Raw genomic sequence first — 21,945 nt, forward strand, 5'->3', positions numbered from 1 at the left:
TCAATCCATGACCAGGTTGATCTGCTTGAACAATTCCTTGAAACGGACGTACTCGTCCGCCATGCGCTTGCCGAAGTCCGCCCGGCTGTCCGCTGAAGGAACGATACCCAGGCCGGCGAATTTCTCCTGCGTTTCCGGGTTGTTCACGGCCTTGACGATCTCATCGTGGAGACGGTCCAGGATCGCTTGCGGCGTGCCGGCGGGCGCGACGATGCCGTACCAGGCGACGCTTTCCGCGCCTGGCAGTCCGGCTTCGGCGACAGTGGGGACGTCCGGCAGCAAGGGCGAACGCTTGGCATCGGCCACGGCCAGGGCGCGCAACTGGCCGGACTTCACGAACGACAGGATGGGCGGCACGCCGCTGATGACCATCTGGGTGCGCCCGCCCAGGGTGTCGGTGATCGCATCGCTGTTGCCCTTGTATGGCACGTGCAGGATTTCGGTCTTGGACAGGTGCTGGAACAGCTCGCCGGCGATATGACCGCTGGTCCCGACGCCAGCCGAGGCGTAGTTGACCTTGTTCGGATTGGCCTTGATGTAGGCAATCAGCTCCTGCAGGTTCGTCACCGGAATCGACGGGTTGACCAGGATGACGTTCGGTCCCGTGGCCACCAGGGCTACCGGCGCCAGATCCTTGAGCGGGTCATAGGGCATTTTGCTGCGGGCATTGGGATTGACCGTGATCGGCCCCGCGGAAGCGAAGCCGATGGTGTAGCCGTCCTTGCCGGACTTGGCGACGATGTCGGTGGCCAGGTCGCCGCCGGCGCCCGGCTTGTTCTCGACGATCACCGGCTGGCCCAGCTGCTCGGCCAGGGGTTTGGCCACCAGGCGCGCGATGATGTCGATGGAACTGCCGGGGCCGAAGGTGGCGATCAGGCGTATGGGGCGCGCGGGGTAGGCATCGGCGGCCTGCGCGCCCGTGACGGCGGCCAGGCTCAGGGCCAGGCCGGCGATCAATCGGAAAGGAATCATGATGTTGTCTCCCATGGATGGTGGTCTTTTATGTGGATCGAATTCGTGGCGCGCGGCTCAGTCTCTGTGCGAGTACATCCGCTTGCCGGGATGCGGCAGCCGGGCGCGCAGAATGACGCCCTGCTCCGCTTCGGTGATGAACAGGGAACGCCCGTCCTCGCCGCCGAAAGCAACGTTGGTGGTGCGCAGGCCCGCGCAGGAACGGATGCGGTAAAGGGGTTCGCCCAGCGGGCTGAACAGCCACACGGTGCCCGCCTGTGCGTGGACGATGGCCAGGTTGCCGGCCTCATCCAGGGCCATGCCGTCCGGCCCGGCCGTGCTGCCCGATAGCTGGATGAAACGGCTGGCTTTCTTCATCTGGCCGTCCGGTTCCAGCCGCAGCGCGTAGATGGCGTTGTCGTGCGTGATGGCCACGTAGAGCACGTTCTCGGCCTTGTTCATGACCAGACCGTTGGGGCCCGCCAGACCATCCATGATGAGGTCCACCGTCTTGCCGTCGGCGCGCAGGCGGAACACGCGGCCGGTGGGGTTTTCCAAGGCGCTTTCACCTTGATCGGTGAAGTACAGGTCGCCGTTGGAGGCGAAGAACAGATCGTTCAGGCCCTTCAAGCCTTCCCGCCGCACATGCTGCAGGTAGGGCCGGATGCTGCGGGTCTCGGGATCCAGAAGCATCAGGCCATGCAGATGGTCAGCGACGAAGATGCGGCCGTCGCGATGGATCTTCAGACCATTGGGTTCGCCTTCGTAGGTGACGACGACCTCGAAATTGCCCGCCGGATCCACGCGCAGGATGCGCCCATGCGCCAGATCGACGCACCAGAGATTGCCCGAGCGATCGAAAGAAGGCCCCTCCAGAAAAGAGTGCATCTTCACGTGGCGCGCGGCGAGCCAGGTCGAGGCCTGATCGGTCAGGTGCAGGGATTCGGGCAGCCGGGCGTAGACCTCGGTGCCCATGGGTTCAGCGGGAGGGTACATTGCGGTTCCTTTCAGGATTGCGGTGGGCAGGCCGGAAGTTCGATCCCCAGCATCAACGAACTAAGCGACTTGCCATGGGGATCCAGGCGCAGCGAGCGCGTGACGCCGCCCGACAGTACGTTCGGAATGACGAAGTTCAGCGCCCTCAGGCTTTCGACCTCATAGCGCCCCACCTTCCCTGCTCCCAAATGGGCAAAGGCCTGCTCTACGCGTTCGACAGTGAGCGCCTGGCGCAGCAGGCGCCAGGCGTCCTCGTCGTAGGCAATGACGGCGATGCTCGAGGTATTGCCCTTGTCGCCGGCGCGCGCATGCGCCAGGTCATGAACCAGAATGCCCATGCTCAAGCTCCCACCGTAATGACTTCGGGCGTGACCCAGTCGCGCGGAATCAGCAGGGCATCCACGGCTATGACCTCCTTGGCGCCCAGGTTGACGGGACCGCCCGCGCCATAAGGCCCTTGCATGTTCAACTGCCGCACGTGGTCCCCCAACAGGTGGGCGCTCTTTTTGTCTGGACAGCGCGCCGACACGCGCAACCGGACTTCGTAGGGGTGGCTGGCGACGGCCTCCGGATGATCGCCATGCAGGCTGCTGATGCCGATCAGGTCTACCTGGATCTCGCTGGCCGCGCCGCCGTCAAGCCGGAACCGCTCCTTCACCGTGTCGGCCGCCAACCGCGCCCGCGCAATCGCGTTCACGCCCGCATAGGCCACCTCGCCGGTGCCTATCCACCCATCGAAGTAGCCGACCACGACCTTGTAGCGATCGGTCCGCGGCGCGGCGCGTATGCCGCGCACGGCCACCCGGTCCGCGTGCTGCTCCTCAAAATGCAGGCCTTCCAGGCTCAGTACGCAATCTGGCGTCACGTAGGCCGCGGGATCATGGATTTCGTACAGCGCCTGCTCGGTGCAGGTCATGCGGTCGAGGCGGCCGCCCGAGCCAGCCGGCTTGCCTATGTACAACTCGCCGTCGCCGTAAAGATCGGCATAGGGATAAGCCAGTTCGGCCAGGCGGGGAACGTCTTTCTTGCCTGGGTCGGCGAAGTAGCCGCCGGTGATCTGCGCCGAGCACTCCAGCAGATGGCCCATGATGGTGCCCGCCGCCAGCTTGGGCAGGTCCTGGTAGCTCCAGCCGTGATGATGCAAGGCCACACCCAGAAACAGCGAGGGATCTGCGACCCTGCCCGTCAACACCACGTGCGCGCCGGTGGCGAGCGCATCGCGGACCACGTCGGCGCCCAGGTAGGCATTCGCCGACGCCAGTTGCGGCAGGATCGCCTCCAGCGGCAGATCGCGATCCAGCAGGCGCAGTTCGGGATGCAGGCGCACGCGGTCGGCCACGTCGTCGCCGACTACGGCGGCACACTTGAGATCCTGCCATCCCAAGGCCTGACCGATGTCCAGCGCGGCCTGCGCGGCGCCGGCCGGGTTGGCCGCGCCCATATTGGACACCAGCCGGACGCCTTTCTCCTGGCACGCCGGCAGGAAGGCGCGCATGCGCTCCTCCAGCATCGGGTTGTAGCCGTGAGCGCCGTCATGCTTGCGCGACAGTGTTTCGCGCGCGATGGTCCGTTCGGCCAGGCATTCGCACACCAGGTAGTCGATATCGCAGTCTTCCAGCAGCGGCATGGCCGGACCGATGCGGTCGTCCGCCATGCCGGCCCCTACGCCGATGCGCAGCCGCTTGCGCGGTTCATTCATGTCTGTCTCCATCCGTATTGCTACTTTGCGGCTTAGTATGCTGCGGCCAGTCTGATCTGAAAATTGATATATTTATATCTTCGTAATAACTCAAACGCATCACGCCGGCCATGACCCTGACCATTTCCGAACTGGAGGCGGTGCTGTTGGTGGCGGAAACGCTCAACTTCCGCATGGCCGCCGAACGCGTGCCTATTTCCCAGCCGGCGCTCAGCCGGCGCGTGCAGGCGGCGGAACAGAAGCTCGGCGCCAAGCTGTTCGACCGCGACAAGCATGGCGTGGCGCTGACCTCCGCCGGTGCGGAACTGGTACCGATTGCGATGCGGATGCTGTCGGAGTTCCGCGATTCGCTTAGCGATCTGTCCGAATTCATCGCGGGCCGCCGGGGCAGCATCAACATCTGGGCGCTCCCCTCCGTCGCCTCCGCCCTGCTGCCCGCGGCGACGCGCGCCTTCCAGAAATCGCACCCTCAGGTGCGCCTGAACATCCACGCGGTTTCCGCGCGCCAGATCACGCAGGCCGTATCGGAAGGCAATGCCGACATCGGCATCTCCATCGAGGTTCCCGACCAGCCGGCCAGCGTGCAATTCACGCAGCTACTGAAAGAAAACTTCGTGCTGATCTGCCCGATAGACGACCCGCTGGCGCAACGCAAGCGCGTGGATTGGAGCGTTTTCGCCGACAGGCCTTATGTGGCGAGCGGCCCCGCCAGCAGCATCCGCCAGGTCACCGACCAGATTCTGGCCGCCTCCGGCCGGCTGCCGGAAATGAACTACGTGTCCGACAATATTTCTGTCGTGGGCGCAATGGTGGCGGCCGGCGTGGGCATAGCGGCGGTGCCGCAGCTGGCCCTGCGCCTGATGGACACCTCGCGGCTGTGCAGCGTGGCGCTGCACTCGCCCACCGCGTCACGCAACATCGGCATATTGCTCAAGAACCAACGGTCCCTGTCGGCGGCGGCGCTGCGCTTCCTGGACACTTTGCGGCGGACGGATCCGAGCTAGGAGCGCGGCGCCAGCTGGGTCTGCACACCCGTTCCGACCGGATTCAAACGATCCGCGATCTCGCGCTGCACACGCCACAGATGGACACGCATGCTCTGCTCGGCCGCATCCGGCGATCGACTCGCAATGGCTTCCGCGATTGCGCGGTGTTCCTGGTCACGCATCTGTATGCGCTCCCGCGTGGTTTGCGTCGTGGCGGGAATATGCAGGCGCTGGTCCGCGCCGACGTGGCGCAAGAACGCATAAAGGCTTGCCGCCAGTTGGTTCCCGGAGCTGTCCGCCAGCAATTTGTGGAACGCGATATCCCCGGTCGAGCGCGCAACCCCTGACGGCGTTGTGGCGGCTTCCAGGATTTTGGCGATCTGTACCGGCGAGGCCCGGATTGCGGCCAATCGCGCGATCGCCGGCTCCAGCACCATGCGCAGTTCGATCACCTCAAGCGCATTCGTCTCCTGGACCACGACATCGCCTTTGAGGATGGGCGGATCGTTGCGACGAATGGCCGGCCGCGGCAGTTCGGACGCCTCGCGCATCTTGTCCAGGGCAAGGCGCAAACGATGACGATTGACGTCCAGTTGCCCGGCGAGAACCCGCTCGGAAGGCAGTTCCTCCCCCTTGCCCAACAGCGCTCGAATCTGCGTGATCAACCTGCGTATGTCATTGGAAACCTCGGGTTGGCGGGTGCGTGCCATTGTTCCCTCGCGTCATGTTTTCGCAACCATCTTAGATTCGAAAACGGTTGAATCGCAATAAAAATAAACAACCGGTTGATAATTTTGATAAATCGAATTTTTCCGCATAACCAATTGTTTTATATCGTCTTTTTATAAATAAAAAGCACGACAAGCGGAGACCTTAGGGGTTTTCCATATCGAACCACAAATACCGTTTACACAACCATTGGTTGTTATTAGATTTGTTCCGCCATGTGGTTAATCAATAACTTTCAAGGGGAACATGTATGCACGGAACCCATCCCGCCAGCAGCACTCGCGAAGCGGATTTGTCGGCCATGTATGAGCAGATCGAGCGGAGATCCATGTTTCCGTTCTGGGCGCGCGAGAACGAGGCGCACGATGACATCAAACAGCTCGTCAGCGGCCCCAAGGCCGTGCCCTTCCGCTGGTCGTACAAAGAGGACATCCAGCCCCTGCTAGCCGAATCGGCGCGGCTGATCTCGACCGAAAACACCGACCGGCGCTCGCTGATCCTGGTCAATCCGGGCCTGGCCCCGCGCCGCGCAACGGTATCGACCCTCTACACCGCGTACCGTCAGAACGATCCCAACGAGATCATGCCTCCGCACTCGCACACCGCGAGCGCCATCCGCTTTGGGCTGACGGGCCAGCAGAACTTTACTGGCGTAGAGGGTGAAGACATCACTTTCCTGCCTGGCGACATGGTGCTCACGCCGCGCGACACGTGGCACAACCATGGCAATCTCGGCAACGAGCCCGCCATCAACCTATCGGTGCTTGACTACCCGCTGGTCGAAAACCTCAACGCGCTGAGCTTCAAGCACGACTACCAGGAGAACGGCGAAGTCGTGCGCAAGCAGAGCGCCCGCTTCCAGACCGAGTATTCGCGCACGCTCTATGGCGTGGGAGGCCTGACGCCCCGCTTTGTCGACCATCGGCGCGGCGGCGGCGACTCATCGCCCATGTTCGTGTATCGCTACGACGCCATGCGAGAGCTGCTCTACCGCTTCCGGGACTGGGACGAATCTCCGCACGAAGGCTTGCTGGTTGAATACACGCATCCGTTGCGGGGTGGGCCGGTGTACCGCACGATGACCTTTTTCATGCAGATGGTCCGCCCCGGAGAGACGACCTTGCCGCTGAAGCAAACGGCCAATCTCCTGGTCGCCCCGTTTTCCGGACTAGGCACGATGACCATCGGCGAAGAGAGTTTCCCGCTCGAGCCCTTCGATACCGTGGCCGTCCCCAGCGACACCTGGATCCAGTACCGCAACAACCACTCCGAGCCGCTGATCCTCTTCATCGCCAGCGACGAGCCGGCGCTGCGCGCCATGGGCCTTTTCCATCAATGGGGCCGCACCGCGCAGGGCGAACTCATTGAGTTGGTCTGAGGAGACCCGTCTTGGCTAAAGCTTGGAATACCTCGTTGGTGGCCCATGTGGACTGCGAGGGCGGCGGGCAGGTCTGGGTGGAAGGGAACACCATGTTCGTGTCCCATATGCGCCCGCCTTATGGCACCTCGATCTACGACGTGGAGGATCCCCGGCGGCCCCGGCTATTGGCCTCGCTCGAGGTGCCGATAGGATGGCATTCGCACAAGGTGCGAGCCAAGGACGGCCTGATGATCGTCAACTACGAGAAGTTCCGTGTCGGCGCGGACGATTTTGGCGGTGGACTGGGCATCTACGACGTCAGCCGTCCCGACCGTCCCCGCCTCATCAAGCACTGGAAGACGGGAACGCAGGGCGGAGGCGTGCATCGCTACGACTTCGATGGCCGCTACGCCTACATTTCGCCCACGGCTCCCGGCTTCGTCGGCAATATCGTGAAGATACTGGACCTGCAGGAACCATCGCGTCCCGAAGAAGTGGGAAGCTGGTGGATTCCCGGCCAGAACATGCAGGCCGGCGAAGACTATCCGTGGGACAACTATGTTCCGCCCCGCTGCCACCACCCGCTGCGCATGGGCAACCGGCTGTACGTGTCCTATTGGCACCACGGCATGTTCATCCTGGATATCGAGGACTTGTCGCGCCCCAAGCTGGTATCGCAATTCAACACCGGCCCGGCGCATCCTCATCCGACACACACGGCCCTGCCGATTCCCATGCTGTTGAAAGGCCGGCAGATCCTGGTCGTCGCCGACGAGGACGTCGCCAAGCTGCGTCCGTCTCCGCCAGCCTTCACCTGGCTGTTCGACATCACCGATGAACGCCAGCCCATTCCCGTCTCGACGTTCCAGGTCGATGGCGTCGACCCGGACGGCACACCCAAAGAGCCCATGTCGGGCTGTCACCAGCCCGCCGAACGCTTCACAGGCAGCGTCCTGCCCTTCGCCTGGTTCGCGCGCGGCTTGCGCCTGGTCGACATCAGCGACCCTTTCAGGCCCAGAGAGGTCGGCTACTACGAGCCCGACACGCCCGCCGGGTTCGAGCGGGTCTCGTCGAACGACGTTACGACCGACTCGCGCGGCCTGCTCTATCTGCTGGACAGGCAGCGCGGGCTGGACATCATCGAAAGCTCCGTCTACGGAAACTGACATGACATATCTACAGCAAGCCTTCGGCAAGAAGAATCCCAACCTCCCCTTCCATCCAGCCGTGCGTGCGGGTGACTTCGTCTTCGTGTCCGGCCAGGTCGCCAAGGATGAGAACGGAGTCATGCAGGAAGGGACCATCGAACAGCTGACTCGCAGCACGATCGAAGCAATGCGCCGCGCCTTGCAGAGCGCCGGCTGCGACCTGGCGGACGTCGTCAAGGTCACGACCTACCTGGAGGATGCGCGCGACTTCGGCCGCTACAACGGCGTCTTCAAGGAGTACTTCCCAGACGGCATGCTGGCGCGCACCACGGTGGAAGCGCGCGCCGTCATCGACACCAAGATAGAGATCGAATGCATGGCCTACAAGCCGCTTTGACCGCAATCGGACAACAAACACACTCAAGGGAGTTGCATCATGTTGGAAGTTCTCGGCCGCGCCACGTCCGGCAATGTTCAGAAAGTACTGTTCCTGCTCGAGGAGCTGAAGGTTCCCTACGTGCGCAAAGACTACGGCAAGACATTCGAAGGCACGACGCTCACTGGGGAATACAAGGCCATCAATCCCACGCAGAAAGTGCCAACGCTGCGCGACGGTGACCTCCACATCTGGGAATCGCACACGATCCTGCGCTACATCGCCAACACGCACGAGGCCGAAGCCCTGTATCCCGCCGACCCGGCGGCCCGCAGCCAGGTCGAGCGCTGGATGGACTGGACTTTGGCATCGCTGAACGTCGCGTACCTGGCGGGTTTCAAGGAAGCCAAGCTGCCTCCCGAAGAGCTGACCGAGGCCGCGGCGAAACTGTTGAGCGCGGAACTATCCCTGCTCGATGGCCACCTGGCGGGCAAGACCTGGGTGGCGGGCGACGCGATCTCCCTGGCCGATATCTGCCTGGCCCCGCTGGTCCGGCGCTGCCTGAAGTTCCCGCACGCCAAACCCGAATTGCCCAACCTGAAGGCATGGATGAAACGGGTCGAGGACAGACCGGCCTTTGCCACGGCCGTCGCGGCCGGTTGAGGTCGGCCATGGAGACCGGCATGCACAAACCGCCAGACGGCTCTCAGATCCGCGCGCGCGGACTGACTGTCGACTTCGACACCCGCGCCGGACGTGTGCGGGTGCTCAACGACATTGACGTCGACATCGCGAAGGGATCCTTCACTTCCATCATCGGCCCATCCGGCTGCGGCAAGAGCACCCTGTTGAAGGTCTTTGCCGGATTGGTGCCGCCCACCGGCGGCGACGTCCGCGTGGCCGGCGTCGCGCCCACGGAAGCGGTGCGCCAGCGCCGCGTGGGCATGGTCTTCCAGGAAGCCGCGCTCATGCCCTGGCGCACGGCGCTGGAGAACGTCTGCTCGCTGATGCACCTGGTGCATGCCCGGCCCAGGCAGGAAATTCTCCAGCGCGGGCGCGAAATGCTGCGACTCGTCGGGCTGGAGTATGCGGCCGACCGCTATCCCAAGCAGCTGTCCGGCGGCATGCGCCAGCGGGTTTCCATCGCGCGGGCCTTGGCCCTGGATCCCGAGGTACTGATGATGGACGAGCCGTTCGGCGCACTGGACGCCATCACCCGCGAAACCATGAGCGACTTCCTGCTGGAAATCTGGCAGCGCACCGGCAAGACCATCGTCTTCGTCACCCATTCCATCGATGAAGCCGTTTACCTCTCGGATCGGGTCTATGTCATGGCCACCAATCCCGCTCGCATCGTCGACTGTCTGCCGGTCGCGCTGCCGGGCCCGCGCAGCGAGGCCACGTTCGCCAAGCCCGAATTCCATGAGAAGTCCTATCAGCTTCGCCAGCTGCTCAAGACGGGCCACGCCCAGGGGAGCGCATCATGACGGCGGGTAGCACCATGAAAGCCAAAGCACAGCCGCAAGTCCCAGCCGTTCCCCGGTTGCCGGGAAAGATCCGCCAAGCGCTCGGCGCGGCCATGCCCAGCATCGTGCTCGTGCTGATCGTCCTGGCGGCCTGGGAGGCCTGTGTCCGCATTCTGCAGGTGCCCGCGTTCGTCGTGCCCGCGCCGACGGACATCGCGGCCGTCCTGGTGGAACGGCAGGCGGAGCTCTTCCAGGCCTCGCTCGTCACGGGCGCGGAGATCCTGTACGGCTTCCTGTACTCGTGCCTGGTGGGCATCGCGATTGCGCTGCTGGTCGACCGCTACGCCTGGTTTGGCCGCGCAAGCTACCCGCTGATCGTGCTGTTCCAGAACGTGCCGAAGATCGCCCTGGCGCCGCTGCTGATTCTGTGGTTCGGGTACGACCTGCTTCCGAAGATCGCCCTGATCGTGATCATGGCCTTCTTCCCGGTCACGCTCAACATGCTCGTTGGCCTGCGGTCGGCGGATGCCAACCTGGTCGCGCTGCTCAGGTCCATCGGCGCAACGCCGAACCAGATACTGCGCCAGGTGAAGGTTCCCGCTTCGCTTCCCGCCCTGATGGCGGGAATGAAGGTGGCCATCACGCTGAGCGTCATCGGAGCGATCGTGGGCGAATTCGTGGGCGCTTCGGCCGGGCTGGGCTACATGATCCAGTTCGCATCGAGCCAGATGGAAACAGCGTTGGTATTTGCCGCCCTGGTCCAGATCTCGGTGCTCGGCGTCTTTTTCTACTACGTCATCGAATTTATCGAGCACAGATTTCTGGGTTGGGCCACTCACTAAGTCGAATCAACAAGGGGAAAAACATGAGATCGAGTTGGAGATTCAGCGCGCTCTTCGGAGTGCTGGCACTGTTCAGCGGCGCCGTCCACGCCAAGGACGCAGTCACCGTGCAACTGGACTGGGTCGTGCGCGGCAATCACGCGCCCTTCTTCGTCGCCAAGGAGAAAGGCTACTTCGCGGACCAAGGCATCGATGTGACGGCGATCCGCAAGGGAACGGGTTCCACCGACGCCTTGCGGCTGGTGGCCAACGGGAACGCCGACTTCGGCTTCTCCGACCTGCCGACCCTGATGGTCGGAAGATCGCAGGGCGTGGCGAATTCGGCGCTGCTGGCGGTAAACCAGAAGACGCCGCTGGCGATCATTTCGCTGAAGAAGAACTTCGATCTGCAGAACGCCAAGCAGCTGAAGGACGCCAACATTGGCGTGCATCCCAGCGGTTCGACCTACATCTTCCTGAAGGCCGCACTGGCCAAGAACGGCCTGGCGCTGGCGGACATCAAGCAGTCGACCGTATCGCCGCCCTACGAAAACCTGTTACTGCTGAACCGGGTAAACGTGGTGCCGGGCTACATCGACGCCGAGGTTCCCGAGCTCGAACACAAGGCGGGAGGGCCGGGTTCCCTGTCCATCCTGCACGGCGAGGACCTGGGCATCCAGAGCTATGGCTCGGGCGTATTCACGTCGGACAAGAACATTGCTCAGCGCCCGGATCTCGTCCAGAGGTTCGTGACGGCCTATGCCAAGGCCTTTGCCGACGTGATCCAGAACCCGGAAGCGGCCGCCGACACGCTGATCAAGAACAACCCCGAGTACAAGGGCAAGAAGGAAATGCTGGTGGCGCAGTTGCGCGCAGATCTGGACTTCACGTTCTTCAGCGAGCACACCCGGACGCATGGCATCGGCTGGATCGATCCAGCCCTGTGGCGCTCATCCGCTACGCTCTTCAAGGAGCAAGGCGCGCTGTCGCCTTCCTTCGACGACACCCAGGGCTTCGACACGCGCTTCCTCGAAAAAGCGCAAGCTCTGAAGCAGTGAGGCGAGATCATGGCAGGAAAAACTCATAAGACCGCCTCGGGCGATGTCCAGCTGCCCGCCAACAACGGCGTCTACTATGACGGCGGCTGGCACGCTCCCGTCAACGAACGCTGGACCGACATCACGGCGCCAGGAACCGGCGAACGGCTGATGGCCGTGGCCGATGCGGGCGCCGAAGACGTGGCGCGCGCGGCCCGGGCGGCGCGCGCCGGAGCCCGCGCATGGCGCCGTACGGCCCCGCTGGCCCGGGCCGCCACCTTGCGCAAAATGGCTCAGCGCTTGCGGGACAATGCAAGGGAGCTGGCGCTCCTGGACGCGCTGGACTGCGGCAATCCGGTATCGGAGATGGGGTCTGACGTCATGGTCGCCGCGGCGCTGCTGGATTTCTTCGCTGGCCTCGTGACGGAACTCAAGGGCGACACCATCCCGATGGGACACGACGCGCTGGATTACACCGAGCGGGAGCCCGTCGGCGTCGTGGCGCGCATCGTTGCGTACAACCATCCGCTGCTGTTCGCCATGGGCAAGCTGGCCGCCCCGCTGGCGGCGGGAAATGCCGTGATCATCAAACCGCCGGTGCAGGCGCCTCTGTCTGCCCTGCGTTGCGCGGAGCTGATCGGAGACCTCTTGCCTCCAGGCGTCTTTTCGCTGATCCCCGGCGGCGCCGACGCCGGGGCCGCACTGGCCGCCAGTCCGGACGTCGACATGATCGGCCTGGTGGGCAGCATTCCCACCGGGCGCAGGGTGATGCAAGCCGCGGCGACGCGGCTCAAACCCGTGGCGCTGGAACTGGGTGGCAAGAACCCGTTTATCGCCTGCCCGGATGTCGACCCCGCGCTGGCGGCGCGCGCGATCGTCGACGGCATGAACTTTACGTGGTGCGGACAGTCCTGCGGGTCCACCAGCCGGGCCTTCGTGCACCGATCCATCTATGACGAAGTCTGCGCCAAGGTGGCGCTGGCTTGCGCCGCGTTCGTACCGGGAGACCCGACCGACCCCGCCACCACCATGGGCGCAATGATCAGCCGCGAACACCGCGACCGCGTCAAGCAGGCGATCGATGCCGCCGTGGCGCAAGGCGCCCGCCTGATCGCGGGCGGCGGCATTCCCCGGGACGGCGTCCCCGCAGGCGGCTTCTATCTGGAACCGACCGTCTTTGCGGACGTGGCCGCCGCCTCGCCATTGGCCACCGAGGAGTTCTTCGGTCCTGTGCTGGCGCTCATTCCGTGGGACGACGAGCAAGAGATGCTTTCAGCAGTGCACAGCCTGGACGTCGGCCTGACCGCCGCGATCTGGACGGCGGACCTGGCGCGCGCCCACCGGCTGGCGCGTGAGATCGATGCGGGATTCGTCTGGATCAACGAAGTCGGCAAGCACTTTCTTGGCGCGCCGTATGGCGGGGTCAAGCAGTCAGGGATCGGCCGCGACGAGTGCATCGGCGAGATGATCTCATTTACCCGGGAAAAAAATGTCCACATCAACTTCAGGCCAGTGACCCCGACATGAAGGCGGAATACGACTACATCATCGTCGGCGCAGGCTCCGCAGGCTGCGTGCTGGCCAATCGTTTGAGCAAGGACCCAGCGGTCTCGGTGCTGGTCATCGAAGCGGGTCCCTGGGACCGAGACCCGCTCATCCACATTCCACTGGGATGGGGCAAGATTCTGCAGCAACGCCTGCATGACTGGGGTTACGACGCCGAGCCTGCCCCGCACGCCGACGGCCGGGCCATCGAATGCGCGCGCGGCAAGGTTGTAGGCGGAAGTTCCTCGACCAATGCAATGGCGTTCGTGCGCGGCCATCCCCAGGATTACGCGCGCTGGGCGCGGCATTACGATCTACCCGAGTGGCGTTTCGAGGAAGTCCTGCCCTACTTCCGCCGCCTCGAGGACTGGGAGGACGGACACACCGGCGACCGAGGCGCTGGCGGCCCCCTGCGGGTGCAGCGCTGCCGCTATCAGGATCCGCTGCTCGACGCCTTCTCCACGGCCGCCCGCCAGGCTGGGCACCCCTGGCTCGACGATTACAACGCCTCGCCGGCAGGCGGCTTCTCGCGCCTGCAGATGTCGATCCGGCGCGGACGCCGATGCAGTGCCGCCACGGCCTATTTGCGCCCCGCATTGCGCCGCCCCAACCTGACCGTGGTCACGCTGGCGCATGTCCTTGGCGTGGACTTCGACGGCAGCCGCGCGGTCGGCTTGCGCTTTGCCAGACAGGGCCGCACCACGGCCGTCAGGGCTCGCCATGAGGTGATTCTTGCCGCAGGGGCCATCAACACGCCCGCGATCCTGATGCACTCGGGGATCGGCCCCGCTCAGACATTGCGCGATGCCGGTATAGGCGTCAGGCTGGAGCGCGCCGGAGTGGGTGAAAACCTGCAGGACCATATCTCCGTCATCGTCACAGCACGCCGCCGAGAGCCGGGCCCGTTCGTGCACGGCATGCGCCTGGACCGCATCGGCGTCTCCATGGCGCGCGCCTATCTCGGCGGCGAGGGCTTTGCCGGCGACGTTCCAGGCGGCATAGTGGGATTTGTGCAGCCAGACGGCGCGGATACGCCGGACCTGCAATTTCTCCTGACAGCGGCGCCTTTCAACGCTCATCCCTGGCTCAATCCGGTGCGCAAGCCTTTCGCCGACGGGTTTGCCGTCCGAACGGTGCTGCTGCACCCCCATAGCCGCGGCAAGATCACCGTCGCCAGCGCGGACCCGTTGGCACCGCCCCGGATCAACCAGAACTTTCTGGCGAACGACGCAGACCGGATCAGGGTACGCGAGTCGGTGCGTATCGCGCGGACCTTGCTGGACCAGCCTGCGCTTGGTGATTACGTCGCCACCGAGCTTGCGCCGGGCGGCGGCGTAATCGATGACGCAGCGATCGACGCATTCGTCCGAAAGACTGCCATCACGGTTCACCATCCCGGCGGCACTTGCAGGATGGGAGGCGAAAACGACCCAATGGCAGTCGTCGACAGCCGTATGCGCTGCATCGGCATTCCAGGCCTGCGCATCGTCGATGCCTCGGTCATGCCGGACCTGACCTCGGGCAACATCAACGCGCCCGTGCTCATGCTGGCGGAGCGCGCCTCGGACTGGATACTGGAGGAGGCGCGTTGATGCGACTTTCATTGCAGCGTCATCGCTGCGTCAGCCTGCTGCCGCTGGCACACACCGCCCACCAGCGGCTGGACGATTTCTTTTCCGTCGAGTACTGCAACCCTGCCGACGAGCTCCCCCCCGACACGGCCGCGCTGATCGTCGGCGGGGCAAGCCTGGCATCCCTGCAAGTGGGGCTGCCGGCTCGGATTCAGTCCGTGACCGTGGTGGGCAGCGATGCAGTGCCGCCGCAATTCGTGGAACAGATGAAAGCCAAGCGCGTGCTGGTGACCTGGCCGCGGGTCGCCGGCGCCGAAGACGAGCGAGAAGCGATGGAGATATGTCACGACGTGATGGCGGCATTCGGATTCGGCCGCATGGGGTCGCGGCCGCGCAACGTGGTCAACGATGTCTTGCTTTGCGATTGCTGTTGACTGAGTATCCGCGTGACGGCCCTGGCGCCGGCAGAAGGGGAGTCTGCCGGCCGCCATCATCCCCCTAGAAAGACATCCTGAAACCCGCGGTCGCGGTGACGATATGGCTGCCGGAAAAATCCGTGTCCGCGTCGACCTGACCGTAGATCGCATAGCGCTCGCCCCAGCCGTAATTCACGCCCGCCCCCACGCTGCCCCAGGTTCGAGCCATGCGACTGGCGATCTGCGTGTCAGCCACGCGTACACGCGTTCCGTCCAGGAATTCATGTTTCACATTGACGACGCCATAGACGCTCGATTCCCGCTTCACGCCGGCCGTTTGCCAATTGCTTTTGTAGTCCAGCGCGATACCCAAACGGCTCAGCAGGCTGTCGCCCTTGTCGCTGGCGACGCGCGCGCCGAATTTGTCGTTGAAGCTGTCGAAGCGGGTCGATACGTATGTCAGCTGCGCCTGCGGGATCAGGGCCAACCCCTCGGTCAACCCGAATGCCTTGCCCGCTTCGATACCCAGCCCATAGCTCTGGGCCTTCTGGCCGCCCTTCAACTTGCCGGCCAACCGTGAGTTCAGGTCGCTGTCGAACCAGGTCGCCTGGGCCTGGGCATCGATATAGACGCCATTCTTGCCGTACCAGGTCAAAGTCGGCGTCAGGCCATAGGCAGTGGTGTCGATGGTGCCGTCGCCATACACCGACGACAGACGCGTGTCGGCCTTGCCATAGTGAAAGGCCAGGCCGCCCACCAGACGGGAGCCCTCTTCCTGGCCCGCCAGGACGCGGTCAACGCCGAATTGCGCCTTCCAGCTATCGACTTTCTGGCTCACGCCCGTGGTGGACGACGCAGGGTCGAGCCGGGCCGTCGAGCCCTCCACGCGGCTCCATACGCCGTTGCGGCCGGCGTCCGCCGGATCATAGAGGCGATTGCCGACTCGCTGGCGCAGGGTAGGCAGCTGGCTCAGGTGCAGCAGCGTATTGGCATAGGCTTCATAGACGGGCACGCCGGGTTGATAGAGCAAGGGCGGTTCGGCGCCCGGCGTACCGCCGCCGGGCGAGGGTGTGCCGGGATCGGTCGGAGTCGTGCCTGGATCGGTTGGAGTCGTGCCTGGGTCGGTTGGAGTGGTGCCGGGATTGGTCAAGGAGGATCGCAAGTACCAGCCGCCATCGGCCGAGTCCTGTTGCAGCACATAGCCATAGGCGCCAGCCACCAAGGCCGGACGCCCCCCGATGACGTAGTCGCCATTGGCCAAATCGAATCTTCCCGCCGACAGGCCATGGACCTGCACGACCTGTATGCCCCGTTGGGTCTGCGCGCCGGCGCCTCCCATGTTCTTCACCGTGACCGGTGTCGTGCCAGCGCTGTCGCCCGTGATCACCAGCTTGTCCGTCGGCGAGTCATCGGCGCCAAGCTGCGTGCGGATCTCCAGGCTGCCGCCCTGCGCCGCATAGTTGCCGGCGATCGTGAGGGTGCCGAAGCCGCTGCGCGGCCCCGGTGCGATGGTGCCCTGGTTGACCGTCGCGCCGACGCGTCCCGTGCCGCTCAGCCGTGCCGCCGCAAGCACATTCACCGGCCCGCCGAGGATGCCATCCACCTGCAGCGTTCCTGCCTGGATATCGGTGGTTCCCGTGAACGCCGCGCTGTTGCCTGACAAGGTCAGCGTGCCCGCGCCCTGTTTGTTCAAGCGCGACGTCCCCGAGAACGCGGTGGACACGTCCACGTCGTGGCCGTTCGTGTCGAACCAGGCGCCGCCGCTGCCCACCGCCTGCGTGACGAAGCCATTCAGGAAATTATTCTCGTCGCGATTGGCCCGCAGGATGCCGCCGTCCAGGTTGAAGGTGCCGTTGCCCGCGCCCTTGATGACCGAGCCGGTCTCCAGCACGCCGCGGCCGCTGGCATCGCCGGTCAGGTTCAGCGTGCCGGTGGAAGTGCCGGCAGGGGCAAGCCACGTGTCGCGGACGGCGACCGCAACCCCGCCCTTGGTTATGGTCAGCGTGCCCGTGCCTTCCGAACCGATTTCGATGCGGTCGCTCGCGGTGAGCGTCGAGATATCGGCCGTCGCGCTCGATACGGTCACCGTGCCGACGCTGCCCACGCTCTTCCCGATGTAAACCGCTGCCGCGGCGCCAGGCCCGGTCGATCCGACCGTGCTCACGCTGGCGCCATCCAGGACGTGCAATTCGCCGGTTCCTTCAAAACCCACGTATATGTTGTTCAGCGGATCCCAGACCGCCTTCGGGCCTGATACCGTGACGCTCCCCTCGGCGCCGGCGACCCAGCCGATGATCGCCTGGCCGCTGTGCACGACGCCGTTGTCGATCCGCAGCGTGCCCTTGCCGCCCGTGCCGATCTCGAACGCGCCGACGGTGTTGAGATTCCAGGTCGACCCCACCCCGGAAACAAGAACGTTCCCGACGCTGCCATTGTCGACGCCGATTCTGGCCGAATCGCTATTCGCCACGCCGCCGTCCAGGATGCTTAGCGTGCCGCTGCTGCCGGACTCGCCCCCGATCAGCACCGGGCCGGCGCTGGTCCAGGTGGACGCTGTGCCAGTGCCGTCACGGCCCTTCACCGTCACGGCGCCTGGAGCGCCATTGAAACTTCCAACGTAGGCCCAGTCGTTGTTTACCGAACCGCCCGCATCGATGACCAACTCCCCGGCAAGGGTATCTCCGACCGTCAGATCGCCCCCCACCGTCCAATGCGGCGTCTGGACGGCCCCCGGCAGGACCTGGCCAGTGACGGAAACCGATTGGGCATTTGCGGGATTGGCGACGTTTGCGGCGTAGAAAACGAGGGCAGCCGATTTCAGCCATCCTGGGCGTAGGCAACTCCTGGCGACCATGAAGAATCCTTTTTTTGAGTAGACGCGACCTACTTTCGGTACGGCATGCTACCTGGATTTCTTAATAGGTTATTTCACCTATCCATGGGGTTCCGGCGGTCGTTCGCGAACGTCCATCTTCAGTCGATCCGCAAAGTGATGGCTCTCAGCTTGCCGGCCGCGGTGCGGACTGGCTCCGGCATCGGCGCTTGAGTCAGTCCGGCATTGCGGACACACACGGGGCAGAACCCGTAGCTTCGCGACTCGGACCGATGAAAATAGTTGCTGTAGGACGCTTCCATCGGCGCATGGCCGGGTATGCCGCAAGTAAAGCGAATGCGCGCCTTCGTGGTCGAGAATTCGCCACGCCCTCCAAAGCCTTCGGTGACGAGTGTTGCGGTTGGCGGCTTCATGGCGGCCGGCTTCAGATGTGGTGGAGTGATCGCCAATACCGTCGCGCGCAGGATTTCCATCCGCGAAACCGTATCTGCCAAGGTTTTCCCGCGATGGTTGGTTGTACCAGCCTCCAGTTTGCAAGACAGGCAGAGGTGCTGATCGCCCAGGTGTTTCGCGTACCTGAGGAGATTGCGAAAAGAGATAGAGAAGGGCGAGTGGGGCGTTCCATCAGGACCGTTTCGTCCACAAGAGTATGTTTCCCTGTTCCAGCCCGTTGCGTCGAAGCCTGCGAGGTAGGAGATCTCCGGGTACATGCCCTCCAGTACGTACAGACGATGGTGCAGGGTTCCCATGAGCTTGAGCGCTTCGGTGACATCGACGCCGGGATATGCGCAGTCCGGGCAAGCCGAGGGCACTACGCTCATATCCGTCAAGCTCGTGTTCTTGCGTATCCGGTGCAACAAGGAACGGTCAATCAATCGCTCGTGGCCAGCGGGACAGCGCACTTGAGCTGTGAGCTGGCCCGCTTCGTACCTGGGTGAACCGAGCACGGCAAACTTGAACCCCGCGAGCGCGTCGGAAAAATCCTTGACATACTCAGGAAACAACGTCGCATGGTTGACTGCGACGCCAGAACGGGCACTGATGCATGCCGGGCAATTGAAGACGCCGGCGCTGACATGCCGCAGGGCGGACGTGCAACTATGCAGGATGGTCAAGTGATCGGCCTCGCAGCGATACAGGTAGCGGTTTGAATCATCGAACTCCATCCGGTCAATCACCGAAGGGGGCAGGCCTTGAGCAACCCATGCGCTGAGCGCCTCAGCCCGGCGTTGCTGAGAAGTGACCGCGTCCTTGCATAGGGGGCAGTACTTGCGCACCCTTCCCGCAACCAGGCCCTTCGCCTGAGCAGTGTTCAGTTCGTTGCAATGGCCGCATTGATATACGACCATGCAGTCCTTGTTCACCTTTGCAATTTCGTGCGAAACCAGCTTGTGATGGCCAAGATTCCTTAGCAACGCCTGCTGAAATTCTTCGAGAGGATTCGCGCAAATCTCATTCCAACGGCTAGTGATTAGCTCCAGGCTTGGATTGGGGACCGTGGGCACGAGTCCTGCCTGGCCGACGAGCTCCTGGATGCAGGAAAGGAAGGCTGCTGGAGCCAACGGTCTATCTTTCATCTCGATCAGCGTTACGCCTGCCTCTACGCACCGCGTCCGCTTCTCGGCGTCCCGCTGAACCTGCGCGACGTGGGCTGCCAGGTCCTCGGCGCTCTGAGAGCGCGGCTTGTAGTGGTGCATGCCGTGATATTCGAGAGCCAGCTGCTGACTGGGGCTGTAGGCGTCAAGTTCAAGTCGATGCCCGTTATCTCTCAGGAGGAAAGCCGGGCGAGAGGTGCGCCGCCAGTCATGGGCGGGGAACAAGTGGGAAATGACGATGAGAGCGAGTGACTCGCCGCGCCGAAACCCAGATTGCCCCCATGCCTTCTCCTCGGCGCGCCATCGCGTGTCGAGATGATAGAAACCCGTGCGGCTACGGTAGAAAATCAAAAATCCGCCACCTTTTCCTGGACTCCATTCGAACGAGACCTCTGTTGCCATGTGCTGCTTTGCTCGTTCGAGGAGGTGGGCGCGGAGTATCGAATCCTTGTCCTCTTGAAGCACTGCCTTGCGTACTGCTGCACGCGACATGCAGCTATCCTCAAGAGGTGCACGCAGTAGCCGCGGCCCGGACTTCATGCTGAAGAATGGACCTGGCGACGTGTTCTCTGGATGTTGACGATGGGCGAACCGAAGTGTCCCCAAAGGGAAGGCACGCGTGAATTCTGACTGCAGTTCCACGAAGTCCTGATAACGACCCTGCACCGCCTCATTCGGCAGACGATGTCGCCGCAGCGCGCTCCTGACGGCCGCGATACCGATTGAGGGCATGGTCCATTCGAAATCTTCAGGCAAGGCCCATATCAAGGGCCGCACGTTGAACCTCAATCCAGCGGGGTTGGGAGGACCGCTTTCAGGCGTGCACAACGTCAGCGTGTGGTCGGAGAACGCCGATTTGAATTGGTCGATCAGACGGCCGACGCTTTTGCAGACTGGGCAGCCTTGCGGCGACAGGCGCACGTTGTCGTAATAAGTAATCCAGCTACCGTCCTGGCCCGCTCCGCAATCCAAGCACTCTACCGACAACCTGCGCTTCGATCCGCGTTCCGCAGGTTCACGGTCATGCAAGCGAAGTCGTCCGGATCTGCCTGGCTTGCCATCGAGTGCGGCGAGGACCCGGTTTCTAGCGTCTCGCCAAGCATCCCAGTTGGCGGGGCTTGAACGAAGCAGGCGCGGCTTTTTCGATGTACATCTCGTGCGCTCGATACTTTCCGGCATTTTTTTATTCGCGGCAAAGGGACTGTCGAAAGTGCTTTCGGTGCTGAACGAATGCATGACTGTTGGAGCTGCTGATACGCCGCCAGGCGGCGCGGTTGCCCGCGGGAAATTATAGGGATACGGGAAACCACGCCAGCCTCGCAGCTGCAATTATCGCTAGTCGCGCGCAAGCACCGTTGACCGCGGCGTGGCAGCCACGGAGGGCCTTGGGCAAGGGGACTGTCAGCTGGCCACGACGGATTCTTTTCATGCCTGTTCAGCTGTTGCGCGGCCAGCGCCGCACCCCGTACCAGACCGGAAAAGATGACAGCTAGAACAGCACGCCATCCTGCGGCGACAACGGCGGCGGCAGATTCTTGTCGCCCAGCAACTCCCCGACGTTGATTTCGATGCCGCGGCACAGGGCATCCAGGGGCAGGTTGTTGGGCAGGCGGTCGAAGGGTTCCTCGATCTGTTCGCCCAGGGCGTCCAGCCCGAAGAACGTGTAGGACAGCACGCCCACCATGAAGGGCGTCACCCAGCCTATGCTGCCGACCAGGCAGAACGGCAGCAGCAGGCAATAGATGTAGACGGTCCGGTGCAGCAGCAGGATGTAGGCAAAGGGAATCGGCGTGCTGTGTATCCGCTCGCAGCCGCCGCCTATGTATGACAGCCGCGTGATCTGGCCATCGATGTCCGCGAGCAGGATGCTGTCCAGCCGCCCTTCCCGCCGCAACTGGGCATAGGCCTGGCTCAAGTCGCCCAGAAGCACGCTGGGCGGATTCGCCGCAAGCATGATGCGGGCCGCAGTAGCGGCGGGCAGCCAGCGCTGCAGGTCTTCCTTGGGATCGCTCTGCCTCAGCATGTGCCGCAAGGCATGGGCATAGGCGATGAGGCCATGCGCCAATTCACGCTGGCGCGCGGCGGGCAGGCCGTCGGGAAAACTCAGCGTCTGCCGCGTCAGGTTGCGGATGACGATGAGCAGCTCGCCCCAGAGCTTGCGCGCCTCCCACCAGCGCTCGTAGGCCACGCTGTTGCGGAACCCCAGGAAGATGGCCAGGGTCAGCCCGACCAGCGTCAAGGGCACGGCGCCCAACCCGACCCCGCTCAAGGGCAGCCGGTGCTCCGCCAGCACCACGGCGGTGGCCAGCAGCATCATGGCGACGACACGCTTCCAGATGATGGAGACAATGGATCCCTTCAGCGTGAACAGCAGCAGCCAGGGAGAGCGCGAGGCGGGGCGGACGATCATGACGGC

19 protein-coding genes are annotated in these 21,945 nt (G+C 63.7%); 11 read left to right on the forward strand and 8 right to left on the reverse strand.

Annotation, left to right across the window (positions count from 1 at the left end; genetic code table 11):
* The 4 genes from ACZ5YA_RS12370 to ACZ5YA_RS12385 are packed head-to-tail and all read right to left on the reverse strand — an operon-like array spanning position 1 to position 3,646.
* Complete coding sequence (locus ACZ5YA_RS12370; RefSeq protein WP_118933829.1) at positions 1 to 972, reverse strand: Bug family tripartite tricarboxylate transporter substrate binding protein; 972 nt, start codon at positions 970 to 972, stop codon at positions 1 to 3.
* Between the two features lie 57 nt (positions 973 to 1,029).
* Positions 1,030 to 1,947 (reverse strand): SMP-30/gluconolactonase/LRE family protein, encoded by a 918-nt coding sequence (locus ACZ5YA_RS12375; RefSeq protein ID WP_118933803.1) that lies wholly within the window; start codon positions 1,945 to 1,947, stop codon positions 1,030 to 1,032.
* Positions 1,948 to 1,958: 11 nt separating this feature from the next.
* Positions 1,959 to 2,285 carry an AtuA-related protein gene (locus tag ACZ5YA_RS12380; RefSeq protein WP_464092606.1) on the reverse strand — a complete coding sequence of 109 codons (327 nt, stop codon included), beginning with the start codon at positions 2,283 to 2,285 and terminating at the stop codon, positions 1,959 to 1,961.
* Between the two features lie 2 nt (positions 2,286 to 2,287).
* On the reverse strand, positions 2,288 to 3,646 hold the full coding sequence (locus ACZ5YA_RS12385; RefSeq protein WP_464092607.1) for an acyclic terpene utilization AtuA family protein: 1,359 nt from the start codon (positions 3,644 to 3,646) through the stop codon (positions 2,288 to 2,290).
* 110 nt (positions 3,647 to 3,756) lie between these two features.
* Here ACZ5YA_RS12385 and ACZ5YA_RS12390 point away from each other — a divergent pair, with 110 nt between their 5' ends.
* The gene (locus ACZ5YA_RS12390) at positions 3,757 to 4,650 is read left to right on the forward strand and encodes a LysR family transcriptional regulator (RefSeq protein WP_059371784.1); all 894 of its coding nucleotides are present in this window, start codon (positions 3,757 to 3,759) and stop codon (positions 4,648 to 4,650) included.
* Here the strand turns inward: ACZ5YA_RS12390 and ACZ5YA_RS12395 are convergent.
* Positions 4,647 to 5,342 carry a FadR/GntR family transcriptional regulator gene (locus ACZ5YA_RS12395; protein ID WP_059371783.1) on the reverse strand — a complete coding sequence of 232 codons (696 nt, stop codon included), beginning with the start codon at positions 5,340 to 5,342 and terminating at the stop codon, positions 4,647 to 4,649. The two genes, ACZ5YA_RS12390 and ACZ5YA_RS12395, sit on opposite strands and share 4 nt — an antisense overlap.
* A gap of 269 nt (positions 5,343 to 5,611) precedes the next feature.
* Here ACZ5YA_RS12395 and ACZ5YA_RS12400 point away from each other — a divergent pair, with 269 nt between their 5' ends.
* From ACZ5YA_RS12400 to ACZ5YA_RS12445, 10 genes are read left to right on the forward strand one after another with little or no spacing between them, the layout of a single operon-like run.
* A complete protein-coding gene (locus ACZ5YA_RS12400) occupies positions 5,612 to 6,739 on the forward strand; it encodes a cupin domain-containing protein (protein ID WP_464092608.1) in 1,128 nt (375 codons plus the stop codon).
* A gap of 11 nt (positions 6,740 to 6,750) precedes the next feature.
* On the forward strand, positions 6,751 to 7,887 hold the full coding sequence (locus ACZ5YA_RS12405; protein ID WP_464092609.1) for an LVIVD repeat-containing protein: 1,137 nt from the start codon (positions 6,751 to 6,753) through the stop codon (positions 7,885 to 7,887).
* 1 nt (position 7,888) lies between these two features.
* Positions 7,889 to 8,266: a RidA family protein gene (locus tag ACZ5YA_RS12410; protein ID WP_059371780.1), complete on the forward strand. Its 378-nt coding sequence runs from the start codon at positions 7,889 to 7,891 to the stop codon at positions 8,264 to 8,266.
* Positions 8,267 to 8,305: 39 nt separating this feature from the next.
* On the forward strand, positions 8,306 to 8,908 hold the full coding sequence (locus ACZ5YA_RS12415; protein ID WP_464092610.1) for a glutathione S-transferase family protein: 603 nt from the start codon (positions 8,306 to 8,308) through the stop codon (positions 8,906 to 8,908).
* 20 nt (positions 8,909 to 8,928) lie between these two features.
* The gene (locus tag ACZ5YA_RS12420) at positions 8,929 to 9,732 is read left to right on the forward strand and encodes an ABC transporter ATP-binding protein (protein WP_223283455.1); all 804 of its coding nucleotides are present in this window, start codon (positions 8,929 to 8,931) and stop codon (positions 9,730 to 9,732) included.
* A complete protein-coding gene (locus ACZ5YA_RS12425) occupies positions 9,729 to 10,553 on the forward strand; it encodes an ABC transporter permease (RefSeq protein WP_464092611.1) in 825 nt (274 codons plus the stop codon). Before ACZ5YA_RS12420 ends, ACZ5YA_RS12425 begins: the two co-directional genes overlap by 4 nt.
* 23 nt (positions 10,554 to 10,576) lie before the next feature.
* Positions 10,577 to 11,590, forward strand: a complete 1,014-nt coding sequence (locus ACZ5YA_RS12430) for an ABC transporter substrate-binding protein (protein WP_464092612.1) — start codon at positions 10,577 to 10,579, stop codon at positions 11,588 to 11,590.
* Between the two features lie 9 nt (positions 11,591 to 11,599).
* Entirely contained in the window at positions 11,600 to 13,096 is a 1,497-nt protein-coding gene (locus ACZ5YA_RS12435) for an aldehyde dehydrogenase family protein (RefSeq protein ID WP_464092613.1), read from the forward strand.
* Positions 13,093 to 14,706 (forward strand): GMC family oxidoreductase, encoded by a 1,614-nt coding sequence (locus ACZ5YA_RS12440; protein ID WP_464092614.1) that lies wholly within the window; start codon positions 13,093 to 13,095, stop codon positions 14,704 to 14,706. The genes ACZ5YA_RS12435 and ACZ5YA_RS12440 overlap by 4 nt, the downstream gene beginning before the upstream one ends.
* Entirely contained in the window at positions 14,706 to 15,119 is a 414-nt protein-coding gene (locus ACZ5YA_RS12445; protein ID WP_124260416.1) for a hypothetical protein, read from the forward strand. Before ACZ5YA_RS12440 ends, ACZ5YA_RS12445 begins: the two co-directional genes overlap by 1 nt.
* A 64-nt stretch (positions 15,120 to 15,183) precedes the next feature.
* On the opposite strand, the gene ACZ5YA_RS12450 is transcribed toward ACZ5YA_RS12445, so the two are convergent.
* The 3 genes from ACZ5YA_RS12450 to ACZ5YA_RS12460 all read right to left on the reverse strand — a co-directional run bounded on the left by ACZ5YA_RS12450 (position 15,184) and on the right by ACZ5YA_RS12460 (position 21,939).
* Complete coding sequence (locus tag ACZ5YA_RS12450) at positions 15,184 to 17,955, reverse strand: autotransporter family protein (protein WP_464092615.1); 2,772 nt, start codon at positions 17,953 to 17,955, stop codon at positions 15,184 to 15,186.
* Between the two features lie 119 nt (positions 17,956 to 18,074).
* Positions 18,075 to 20,765: a hypothetical protein gene (locus tag ACZ5YA_RS12455; protein WP_464092616.1), complete on the reverse strand. Its 2,691-nt coding sequence runs from the start codon at positions 20,763 to 20,765 to the stop codon at positions 18,075 to 18,077.
* Positions 20,766 to 21,018: 253 nt separating this feature from the next.
* Entirely contained in the window at positions 21,019 to 21,939 is a 921-nt protein-coding gene (locus ACZ5YA_RS12460; protein ID WP_464092617.1) for a bestrophin family protein, read from the reverse strand.
* Positions 21,940 to 21,945 lie beyond the last annotated feature (6 nt).

Source organism: Achromobacter sp. JCM 18799 (assembly GCF_055395645.1).

Bases quoted from the DNA above. Each gene is read 5' to 3' on its own strand.
- ACZ5YA_RS12415 (WP_464092610.1), top strand. From the start codon at position 8,306: ATGTTGGAAGTTCTCGGCCGCGCCACGTCCGGCAATGTTCAGAAAGTA.
- ACZ5YA_RS12410 (WP_059371780.1), top strand. From the start codon at position 7,889: ATGACATATCTACAGCAAGCCTTCGGCAAGAAGAATCCCAACCTCCCC.
- ACZ5YA_RS12455 (WP_464092616.1), bottom strand. From the start codon at position 20,765: ATGCATTCGTTCAGCACCGAAAGCACTTTCGACAGTCCCTTTGCCGCG.
- ACZ5YA_RS12390 (WP_059371784.1), top strand. From the start codon at position 3,757: ATGACCCTGACCATTTCCGAACTGGAGGCGGTGCTGTTGGTGGCGGAA.
- ACZ5YA_RS12400 (WP_464092608.1), top strand. From the start codon at position 5,612: ATGCACGGAACCCATCCCGCCAGCAGCACTCGCGAAGCGGATTTGTCG.
- ACZ5YA_RS12370 (WP_118933829.1), bottom strand. From the start codon at position 972: ATGATTCCTTTCCGATTGATCGCCGGCCTGGCCCTGAGCCTGGCCGCC.
- ACZ5YA_RS12385 (WP_464092607.1), bottom strand. From the start codon at position 3,646: ATGAATGAACCGCGCAAGCGGCTGCGCATCGGCGTAGGGGCCGGCATG.
- ACZ5YA_RS12435 (WP_464092613.1), top strand. From the start codon at position 11,600: ATGGCAGGAAAAACTCATAAGACCGCCTCGGGCGATGTCCAGCTGCCC.
- ACZ5YA_RS12420 (WP_223283455.1), top strand. From the start codon at position 8,929: ATGCACAAACCGCCAGACGGCTCTCAGATCCGCGCGCGCGGACTGACT.
- ACZ5YA_RS12380 (WP_464092606.1), bottom strand. From the start codon at position 2,285: ATGGGCATTCTGGTTCATGACCTGGCGCATGCGCGCGCCGGCGACAAG.
- ACZ5YA_RS12445 (WP_124260416.1), top strand. From the start codon at position 14,706: ATGCGACTTTCATTGCAGCGTCATCGCTGCGTCAGCCTGCTGCCGCTG.
- ACZ5YA_RS12430 (WP_464092612.1), top strand. From the start codon at position 10,577: ATGAGATCGAGTTGGAGATTCAGCGCGCTCTTCGGAGTGCTGGCACTG.
- ACZ5YA_RS12450 (WP_464092615.1), bottom strand. From the start codon at position 17,955: ATGGTCGCCAGGAGTTGCCTACGCCCAGGATGGCTGAAATCGGCTGCC.
- ACZ5YA_RS12425 (WP_464092611.1), top strand. From the start codon at position 9,729: ATGACGGCGGGTAGCACCATGAAAGCCAAAGCACAGCCGCAAGTCCCA.
- ACZ5YA_RS12375 (WP_118933803.1), bottom strand. From the start codon at position 1,947: ATGTACCCTCCCGCTGAACCCATGGGCACCGAGGTCTACGCCCGGCTG.
- ACZ5YA_RS12440 (WP_464092614.1), top strand. From the start codon at position 13,093: ATGAAGGCGGAATACGACTACATCATCGTCGGCGCAGGCTCCGCAGGC.
- ACZ5YA_RS12395 (WP_059371783.1), bottom strand. From the start codon at position 5,342: ATGGCACGCACCCGCCAACCCGAGGTTTCCAATGACATACGCAGGTTG.
- ACZ5YA_RS12460 (WP_464092617.1), bottom strand. From the start codon at position 21,939: ATGATCGTCCGCCCCGCCTCGCGCTCTCCCTGGCTGCTGCTGTTCACG.